The following is an 8,588-nucleotide window of genomic DNA, read 5'->3' as shown; positions in this document are numbered from 1 at the left end:
GCCTTTTGGTAACGGCGTTTCCTGGTTCGGGTGGTCTGCGGCGCCCGCGGGGTGCGGGCCCGGGCGCGCCCCCCCCCCCCCCCCCCCCCCACGGCTGGGTTGTTCTGGGGGCGATCGGGGCCGGGTTCAGGTGAGGACGCTGGTGAAGCGCTCGTTCAGCTCCCGACCGACGTAGAAGATGCCCTTGGCGAGCTGGTCGGGGGTCCAGGTCACGCACGGGCGGTCGGGGTAGGCCCGGTAGCCGCCGGCGAAGACCTCGTTGCGGTTGCCCGAGGGGTCGAAGAAGTAGATCGTCTTGCCGCGGGTGATGCCGTGCTGGGTGGGGCCGATGTCGACGGAGACGTCGTCCATGGCGAACAGGTCGCCGGCGCGCAGCACGTCGGACCAGTCGCCGAGTTCGAAGGCGAAGTGGTGCAGCTTGCCCTGCGGGCCCTTGATCAGGGCGATGTCGTGGACCTTCTGGCCCGCGCTCATCCAGGTGCCGATGTACTCCGCGTCGTCGTCGAGAGAGGTGGCCACCCGCTCGGTGGCGTAGAAGTCCAGCACCTCCGAGAAGAAGCGGTCCATCAGGTTGACGTCCTCGGCGGTGATCAGCGCGTGGTCGATGTTGGGCACGCCGACGCCGACCAGGTGGCGCGGGAACACCTCGGGGTTGACGCTGCCGACGTCGGAGCCGACCAGGGTCATGTCGTGGTACAGCTCCAGGACGTGGTCCGACGGCGTGAAGATCCGGATGCCGTCGCTGACCTCGGGGTTGTCGCCCTTGCTCATCCGCTCCACCCGGCAGCCGAACTGCTGGGCGCGCTTCTCGAAGCCGTCGAGATCGGCCGGGTCGTGGACCTTGTAGCCGAGCTTGTTCAGGCCGACGCCGCCCTCCTCGAGGACGACCGAGTGGTGGTCCCACTCGTCCCAGGCCTTCAGCAGCAGTTGCCCGGCGTCCTCCTGGACCGGGCGCAGGCCCAGGGTGTCGACGTAGTGGCTCCTGGCGTCGGTGAGGTCGGTGACCCGCGCGTGGACGTATCCCAGGCGCATGACTGCCATTGCGGCTCCTAGTTCTCGCTGCCGGTCCCGCCGGCAGGGTGTGTGCCGGTCACTCCGGCAAGGTGTGTGCCGGTCCCGCCGGCGAGGTGTGCGCCGGCCGGGCCAGCTGGTTCGGTGCCGGTCCCGCCGGCCGGGGTGCTGCTCGGGCGGAACGCCAGCAGCGGGTGCAGGGCGCGCAACCGGTCGTTGCGCAGGGTGATGCAGACGTCGCCGGCGGGGACGGCGCGGCAGGTCAGGCAGGTGCCCGAGCCGCGTTCGGACGCGGGCAGGACGGTGTCGGCGACCGTCTTGTGGTACTCGACGTCGCCGGCCACGAGATCCACCTTGCAGATCCCGCAGCCGCCGCGCCGGCATCCGGTCCGGTAGGCGTAGCCCGCGCGGTGGAGACCCTCCAGCACGGTCTCCCCCGCGCGCAGCTCCACGACCACGCCCTCGGGCTGTACGGTCACTGTGGGCATCGCGGCGCTCTCAGCCGTGGAAGGCGAGCAGGCTCTTGTGGCCCACGCCGAGGGCTTCGAGCGTCTGGTCGTCGGACGGTTCGAAGGGCGCGCCGTCGAGGCTCCAGCGCCAGGCGCCGGCCGGGTCGTAGTCCGGGTCGGCGGACGCCCACGGGTCGACCACCGCGGAGCGGAACTCGGCCCAGGTCATCGCCTTCGGCGTGCGGAAACAGGCGGCGGCTCCGAACCACATGTTGTCCTTCCACCACAGGTGGACCAACTGGTCGTCGCCGTACAGCTCCTGGCGGGAGCGGGACGGGAAGTCGTACGGTGCGATCGCGCGGACCGGCATGGCTCAGCTCCCCACCGGAGCGCTCGAGTGCCAGCGCTCCCAGTTCTCGTTGTCGGCGGATCCGGTGTACTCGCCGCCGTCGCCTTCCTGAATGCCGTACCAGGCGAGGACCTCGGGCACCGAGGGGCCGCCGCAGTTGCCCTGGTAGATCTGGTGGACGGGCAGCCAGGCCTGGACGTACTTCTCGGGTTCGCGTTCGAAGACCCACTGGCAGCCGTCGGAGCAGAAGTCGAACCGCTCGCCCTTGTACTCGGTGCTGCGCTGGCAGATCGTGGTCGGATCGCCGGGTTCGGTGAACAGCATCGGGATCTGGCAGACCTGGCAGAGTTGCGGCAGTCCCGGGTAGAAGAAGCGCCCGCCGCCGTCCACCACCCGCTGGGCCTTGTCCCACAGCGGCTTGTAGTACTTGTCGAAGGTGTCGGGGTAGTTGGCCGCCAGCCACTCCTGGTCCTCCGCGCCGGGGATCGAGGTGGTGAACGACGCGGCGAAGCTGAACTGGTGGAGCACCCAGTAGACCTGGTGGCTGAGGGTCTCCTTCTCGTCGATCGCCTGCTGCACGTGGCGCGGCGGGCGGATGCCGTAGAACTCCAGGTCCGGGAAGAGGCCGTTCAGCATCTGCTCCTCGAAGTAGAGCTCGAACGCCTCCTTCCAGCTCATGACCTTGCGCGGCAGCATGTAGTCGAGCATCTGGGCGATCAGCGCGGTGACGCGGTAGCCGCGCCAGAACCACTTGTCGATCCACTCCTGCACGATCGGCACGTTGGCCTCGTCCTGCTCCAGCAGGAACTTGATGGCCTCCAGGCCGAGGGTCATGTGCCGGCTCTCGTCGCTCTGCGCGGAGAAGCCGAACGTCATCGTGGGCAGGTCGCCGTTGAAGCTGGCACCGGACATGAACGGCACGAACAGCAGGTTCGTCAGCAGGTACTCGAAGGAGAAACCGATGGCGATCAGGAACTCGAACGGGCCGGCGGACAGGGCGTCGTCGAAGTAGGACTTCGGCACGCTCAGGTACCACACCCGGTCGTGCATGGTGTTCCAGGAGTGGAAGCCGCCGTAGTACTTGTTGTACGCCGACAGCGTGTGGATCTCGGTCTGGGTGTGCCGCAGTTCGTCGACCGACTGGCACAGGGCGGCGAACCGCGGGCCGGGGCCGTTGAGGTGGCGGGCGAGGTAGGCGAAGTTGCGGTGCGCCTGGTATTCCAGCGGGGTGACGCCCTGCAGGAACAGCTTCATCGCGTTCAGGTACTTGGCGTCGGACAGGGACAGGTGGCCCTGGCTCTGCGCGGCGCCGTCGAGCACCGCGTACAGCCGCTTGTCCTTCTCGGCCTGGTACTTGTAGTAGGCGTCGACGGTGAGCCGGAAGGGGTCCTCCCACTTCGACCAGTCGTGGATCTTGATGCCCTCGAAGGAGGTGTAGGGGAAGACCTTCTCCGGGTCGACGTACGACGGCTCCCAGTCCAGATCACGGGTGAGCGCCGAATAGCGCTGCTTCATCGACAGTTTGCGCGGGGTGGCGGCCATGTCGTTGGTCTCCTCAGTGCTCCCAGGCGATGACGATCTCGTCGTCGTCCCACTCGGCGAAGTGGCCGGAGTAGGAGACGATGGCGAGCTGGAACTCGTGGGTCTCCCACGGGCGGCCCAGTCGTTCCTCGACGCTCTCCCGGCTGATCACCAGCCGTCCCGGGCGCTGGATCTTCACCAGGCCGGGCAGGCGGAGGACGGTGAGGCCGTCGTTGACGGACTCGATCGCCTCCACGAGCGCGCGCGTGTCCTCGTTCTCCTGCAGATCGACGCCGACGTTGCGGACGGGGCGTGCGGCGCCCGTCCTGGTCGGGGCGGGGTGGGTGTCGGTCATGCGCTCTGCTCCTTGATCGGCGCACCGAGGGCGCTCAGGGCGGTACGGACCGCAGCGGCGGCTTCCTCTACGGCGCCGCGGCAGCCCGCGTCGACCAGGCCGTCCGCGGCGTCGGCCAGCGCGCCGACCGCTTCGGCGGCGGCGGGCAGCAGGCGCTCGGCGACGGCGGCCAGCTCGGCGCCGTTGGCGGCGCCGTGTTCCGGGTCGGCGAGCCAGGCCGCGTACAGCGCGTCGAGCCAGCGGCCGTGGTCGGCGAACCAGCCGCTGAGGTGCTGGGCGACCAGGCTGTAGCCGCCGGCCCCGCCGAGCAGCGCGGCTTCGTCGAGTTTGCGGTACAGCAGGGCGTAGATCAGCCGGTCGGCGAGGTCCTGGCCGATCATGGCGGCCGCCCAGTCCTCCTCGATCAGGAGTTCCTCGACGTAACGGCGCAACGGCTGCAGCTCGGGCGCGTCCAGCCAGGTCTGCTTGGCGTCCCGCAGCAGGTCGGCCGTGCCGCCGCCGAGGGCGATCCCGACGCGGCTGATGATCTGCGCGTTGCCGACGCGGTCGAAGGCGGCGAAGGCGCAGCACTGGGCGATGGTGGCGCCGTAGCAGAAGCGGGCGGCGGCGGTGCTGACCATCTGGGCGCCGGACTCGTAGTGCCGCAGCGGCAGCACCGTCCGCCCGATCAGCTCCCGCCACGGTTCGGGCAGCCTGGTCAGCAGGTCGCGGCTGCCGAGGTAGTCCAGCGTCCGGGCGAAGGCGTCGTGCAGCGAGGCGCGGGCGGTGACGTAGGGGGCGTAGTAGTACTGGCGGGGGTCGGTGAAGGAGTACGGGTCGGTGAGCCGGAAGGCGCTCCAGCTCTCGTCGTACAGCTCCTTTTCGGGCGCCCACAGGGGCCGGTAGTGGAAGTGCTCGGTGGGCTGGACGTCGATGGTGCCTTCTTCGTACCGGGACGCCGGGCGGTCACCGTACCGGTCGATGAGGTACTGGAACGTCTTGCGTCTCGGTTCGATGACCTGGGTACGCAGTTCGTACTGCAATGTCGTCTCCTCGGGTGCTTGCGAGGACTGTGGCCCGGGCCACAGGGGGATGGCGAGCGCCGTTCCGCGGTTGGGAACGGGCCGGCCGGACGGCCTTCGGGACGGGCCGGCCGGAGGGCTTTCGGGACGGGCCGGCCGGACGGTTTTCGGACGGGCCGGGACGGGCCCGTCAGACGGCGGCGGGGCGGCGCGGGACGTCCGACGCGGCCAGCAGCCTCAGCAGCAGGCCGGTCAGCGCCTCGGGGCCGTCCAGCTCCCGCGGCTCGGTGTCCGTCAGGCCGTCGCCGACCAGCCGCCCGTAGGCGGTGCCGTCGGTGAAACGGGTGGACACCCGCGCCGAGCGGCCCCGGTAGTGCACCGAGAACGCCAGCTCGTCGAGGGACAGTTCGTCGGTGAGCGCCAGGTGGTCGTCCGCCTGGGTCAGCACGGCGTTGGCCTCGCAGACCAGTTGCTCGGCCAGGGCGCGTACGGCCACCTGACGGTCGGCTCCGGCGCCGGCCGAGGTCGGCTCGCTCGGTCGGGTCCCCGGGACGGGGAGTTCGCCGGCCCGGGGGTCCCGCCCCAGGATCTCGGCGACGCTGAGCATGAAAGGGGTCACGTCGATACTCCTCCCGGCCGGTCCTGCCACGGCCTGCAGATGAGATTCGGGCCGGCCGGGCGGGGGCGCCACCGGCGTTCCTCACGCCGGAACAGGCGCTCCGGGCCGCACGCGGCCCGGCCGCTCGTGCGGTCAGGCGGTCAGGCGGTTCAGGCGGCCCGGCGGTTCAGGCGGCCCGGCGGTTCAGGCGGTCAGGAAGTCGGCCACGAGTTCGTTGAACTCGTCGGCCCACTCGATCTGGGTCCAGTGCCCGCAGCGGCCGAAGACGTGCAGCCGCGCGGCGGGGATCAGTTCCATCAGCCGCAACGAGTTGGCCGGCGGGATGACGCGGTCCTCCCGGCCGTGCACGATCAGGGTCTCGTGCGGCAGGGCGCGGATCTCGTCGTCGGGGGTGACCATGGCGTCGGCCCAGCGCTGCCGGGGCGCGGGGAACATCGACGAGAACGCCTCCTGGAACCCGGGCTGGACGCTGGCCCGGTAGCGGACCTGAGCCAGTTCGTCGCTCACCAGCTCCCGGGAGTAGGCGAAGATGTCGAGCAGCCGCCGCATGTTCTCGATCGACGGCTGGTACCCCCAGACCGCGTCCAGCCCCTCCCCCTCGGTAAGCGGGAACGGCACCCCGACGCTTCCCATCAGCACCAGCCGGTCCACCCGGTCCGGATGCCGCGCCGCGGCGCGCAGCGCGATGGCGCCGCCGAAGCTGTTGCCGACGATCGACGCGGACGGCAGTTCCAGCGCGTCGAGGAACCCGACCAGCTGGTCGACCCACAGGTCCAGTCCGTAGCTCACCCCCTCGGGGCGTTCGCTGAACCCGAATCCCGCCATGTCGGGCGCCAGCACCCGCATCCGCTCGGCGAGCGCCGGGATGGTCAGCCGCCAGTTGGCGTACGCCGTCACCCCGGGGCCCGATCCGTGCACCAGCACGACCGGGCTGCCCTGCCCGTCCTCCAGGTAGTTGGTCCGGATCCCGCCCGCGGTGACCTCCGCGCCGATCTCCGGCCGCTTCTGCCCGCTCATACGCATTGCCCTCCGAGTCTCCAGCCGTTGCCGGCGGTCCCCGCGATCGTCCTGCCGACGGCCCGTCGTCACGCCCCGGTGTTCCCCTCTCGGGAACACGCGGTCGCGGACCGCCTCCACGAGCCGGCGGTGTCCGGTGCGGCGAAACCCGGTGGAGGGCGCCGAGCGGCGGGGCCTACCGTCGGGCGCATGGCTGACGAGTGTTACGGGCATCCGCGGCTCGCGGCGATCTACGACGTGCTGGACGCCGACCGCGGTGATCTGGACGCGTACGTCCGCATGGCGGAGGAGTTCGCCGCGCGTCGGGTGCTGGACATCGGCTGCGGGACGGGAACGTTCGCCCTCCTGCTGGCGAGCCGCGGGATCGAGGTCGTCGGGCTCGACCCCGCCGAGGCGTCCGTCGACGTGGCGGAGGGCAAGCCGGGCGGGGAACGGGTGCGCTGGATCCGCGGGGACGTGACGGCGCTGCCGCCGCTGCGGGTCGATATGGCGACCATGACGGCGAACGTCGCCCAGGCCGTCGTGGACCCGGGCAGGTGGCGGGAGACGCTGCGGAGGGCGCGGGCGTCCCTGCGGCCGGGCGGGCGCCTGGTGTTCGAGACCCGGGACCCGGCCCGGCGCGCCTGGGAGGAGTGGAACAGGAACGCGTCGTATCACGTCACGGACGTTCCGGGGGTCGGCGCCGTCGAGAGCTGGGTGCGGGTCACGGACGTGGACGGGCCGCTGGTGACGTATCGGTGGACCTACGTCTTCGCTGCGGACGGGCAGGTTCTGACCTCGGATTCCACGGTGCGTTTCCGCGGCCGGCAGGAGGTCGAGGCGGACCTGGACGCGCAGGGGTACGTGCTCGACGACGTCCGTGACGCTCCCGACCGGCCGGGCCGGGAGTTCGTCTTCGTCGCACGGCGTCCGCGGTAGCCGGGTTCACCGGGCGCGGAGCGCGGGGCGCCCGCAGCGCACGGCGGGCGAGTGGCGCCGTCAGGCGGCGGTGAGGCTGTCGCGCAGGCGGCGGGCCTGTTCGACGCACGGAGACGTCCAGCCGTCCAGCCTCCTGGAGGCGTCGCAGCAGGTCCTGGGCGCGACCGGCGATGGGCGCGGGCGCGTCCGCGGGCAGCCGCGCCCAGTCGCCCACCCGCCGCGCCGGCTCGTCCTCGATCGGCCCGAAGCCATCCAGCAGGTTCCAGAAGCCGCGCAGCAGCCGGCCGAGGCAGCGGTCGATCAGCGCCGTACGGTCGAGGTGGGCCTCCCGGGTTCTCGGGCAACGCGTGGACCTCCTCGACGCGGCCGTGTCCGACCGCGTCCAGCAGTGCTTCCCGCGCGGGGGTCGTCGGCGTCATGGGCGCCTCCCGGGTGTGCCGCCGTCCGCGTGATCAAGGCGTGACCGGTCCTCTCCTGCCTCGCTGACGAAGGCAGTCGGCCGCGTCGGCGGTGCGTGCCGAGCGCGTCATGGGCCGGACGGCAGACCACGGCACCGACATCCGGCCGAAGGGGCCGGATCGGCATCCGGCGGGAGGGGCCGAGAGCGTTCAGCCCCGAAAACGGTTCGCGTGCCGCGGCGCCCGCACACCACCATGTGCCGCATGAGCGACCGACCCGCACGATGGACCCAGGCCACCGTCTACCCCGACATGTGGGCCGACCCGGACGACGACCCCCGCAACAGCGAGGGGAACAGTCCGGACGGTGAACTCGCCACGCTCCAGGACTATCTGACGAACTACCGGTTGACCCTGCGCATGAAGTGCGAGGGGCTGGACGCGGAGCAGATGGCCCGCCGTTCGGTTCCGCCGTCGACGATGTCGCTGCTCGGCCTGGTGCGGCACCTCGCCGAGGTGGAACGGGACTGGCGCAACTGGATCGGCGACGGTGATCCGCTGCCGAAGCTGTACGGCGCGCGGGACGCGGACTTCGACGGGGCGGTCGCCGAGCAGGCCGTGGTCGACGCCGCGTACGTGGATCTGGCGCGCGAGCAGGCCGCGACCGATGCCGCGCTGGCCGCGCATCCGGACCTGGGCGAGCGCGTGGGCAAGGAGGGCATCGCCGTCCGGGAGCTGCTGGTGCACCGGATCGAGGAGTACGCCCGGCACTGCGGGCACGCCGACCTGCTGCGCGAGTGCGTCGACGGGCGAGTGGGCCAGTGACCGGGGCCGCGGGCCGCCCGCTCCGTCGGTGAGGACGGCGTCAGTCGGCTGCCGGCCGCGCTCGTCACCTGGGTCGGCGGCCGGGCTGCTGCGCGCGTCCTGGAGCGAGGGTGGCCGGGACTGCG

The 8,588-nt window shown here is 71.4% G+C and carries 10 protein-coding genes; 2 read left to right on the top strand and 8 right to left on the bottom strand.

Going from position 1 to position 8,588, the window contains the following annotated elements; translation table 11 throughout:
• Window positions 1–126 precede the first annotated feature (126 nt).
• From AB0G63_RS38620 to AB0G63_RS38585, 8 genes are all read right to left on the bottom strand, one after another.
• Entirely contained in the window at window positions 127–1,041 is a 915-nt protein-coding gene (locus AB0G63_RS38620) for a catechol 2,3-dioxygenase (protein WP_360760439.1), read from the bottom strand.
• An 8-nt stretch (window positions 1,042–1,049) separates the two neighbouring features.
• On the bottom strand, window positions 1,050–1,499 hold the full coding sequence (locus AB0G63_RS38615; RefSeq protein WP_360760436.1) for a 2Fe-2S iron-sulfur cluster-binding protein: 450 nt from the start codon (window positions 1,497–1,499) through the stop codon (window positions 1,050–1,052).
• Window positions 1,500–1,509: 10 nt separating this feature from the next.
• The gene (locus AB0G63_RS38610; protein WP_351893424.1) at window positions 1,510–1,830 is read right to left on the bottom strand and encodes a phenol hydroxylase subunit P4; all 321 of its coding nucleotides are present in this window, start codon (window positions 1,828–1,830) and stop codon (window positions 1,510–1,512) included.
• A gap of 3 nt (window positions 1,831–1,833) precedes the next feature.
• Complete coding sequence (locus tag AB0G63_RS38605) at window positions 1,834–3,351, bottom strand: YHS domain-containing protein (protein WP_351893425.1); 1,518 nt, start codon at window positions 3,349–3,351, stop codon at window positions 1,834–1,836.
• A 13-nt stretch (window positions 3,352–3,364) separates the two neighbouring features.
• On the bottom strand, window positions 3,365–3,685 hold the full coding sequence (locus AB0G63_RS38600) for an MmoB/DmpM family protein (RefSeq protein WP_360760432.1): 321 nt from the start codon (window positions 3,683–3,685) through the stop codon (window positions 3,365–3,367).
• A complete protein-coding gene (locus tag AB0G63_RS38595; protein ID WP_360760429.1) occupies window positions 3,682–4,707 on the bottom strand; it encodes a hypothetical protein in 1,026 nt (341 codons plus the stop codon). Before AB0G63_RS38595 ends, AB0G63_RS38600 begins: the two co-directional genes overlap by 4 nt.
• A gap of 169 nt (window positions 4,708–4,876) precedes the next feature.
• The gene (locus AB0G63_RS38590; protein ID WP_360760426.1) at window positions 4,877–5,305 is read right to left on the bottom strand and encodes a hypothetical protein; all 429 of its coding nucleotides are present in this window, start codon (window positions 5,303–5,305) and stop codon (window positions 4,877–4,879) included.
• 183 nt (window positions 5,306–5,488) lie between these two features.
• On the bottom strand, window positions 5,489–6,322 hold the full coding sequence (locus AB0G63_RS38585) for an alpha/beta fold hydrolase (protein ID WP_360760423.1): 834 nt from the start codon (window positions 6,320–6,322) through the stop codon (window positions 5,489–5,491).
• A gap of 189 nt (window positions 6,323–6,511) precedes the next feature.
• Between AB0G63_RS38585 and AB0G63_RS38580 the strand changes: the two genes are divergently transcribed.
• The gene (locus AB0G63_RS38580; RefSeq protein ID WP_360760420.1) at window positions 6,512–7,240 is read left to right on the top strand and encodes a class I SAM-dependent methyltransferase; all 729 of its coding nucleotides are present in this window, start codon (window positions 6,512–6,514) and stop codon (window positions 7,238–7,240) included.
• Between the two features lie 653 nt (window positions 7,241–7,893).
• Window positions 7,894–8,463 carry a DUF664 domain-containing protein gene (locus tag AB0G63_RS38575; protein ID WP_360760442.1) on the top strand — a complete coding sequence of 190 codons (570 nt, stop codon included), beginning with the start codon at window positions 7,894–7,896 and terminating at the stop codon, window positions 8,461–8,463.
• Window positions 8,464–8,588 lie beyond the last annotated feature (125 nt).

Source organism: Streptomyces sp. NPDC020996 (assembly GCF_040641355.1).
Classification (GTDB): Bacteria; Actinomycetota; Actinomycetes; order Streptomycetales; family Streptomycetaceae; genus Streptomyces.
This window is presented reverse-complemented; position numbering and strand designations above follow the sequence as displayed.

Coding starts and splice junctions, on each gene's coding strand:
- AB0G63_RS38610 (WP_351893424.1), bottom strand. CDS start 1,830: ATGCCGGTCCGCGCGATCGCACCGTACGACTTCCCGTCCCGCTCCCGC.
- AB0G63_RS38600 (WP_360760432.1), bottom strand. CDS start 3,685: ATGACCGACACCCACCCCGCCCCGACCAGGACGGGCGCCGCACGCCCC.
- AB0G63_RS38585 (WP_360760423.1), bottom strand. CDS start 6,322: ATGAGCGGGCAGAAGCGGCCGGAGATCGGCGCGGAGGTCACCGCGGGC.
- AB0G63_RS38615 (WP_360760436.1), bottom strand. CDS start 1,499: ATGCCCACAGTGACCGTACAGCCCGAGGGCGTGGTCGTGGAGCTGCGC.
- AB0G63_RS38620 (WP_360760439.1), bottom strand. CDS start 1,041: ATGGCAGTCATGCGCCTGGGATACGTCCACGCGCGGGTCACCGACCTC.
- AB0G63_RS38575 (WP_360760442.1), top strand. CDS start 7,894: ATGTGCCGCATGAGCGACCGACCCGCACGATGGACCCAGGCCACCGTC.
- AB0G63_RS38605 (WP_351893425.1), bottom strand. CDS start 3,351: ATGGCCGCCACCCCGCGCAAACTGTCGATGAAGCAGCGCTATTCGGCG.
- AB0G63_RS38580 (WP_360760420.1), top strand. CDS start 6,512: ATGGCTGACGAGTGTTACGGGCATCCGCGGCTCGCGGCGATCTACGAC.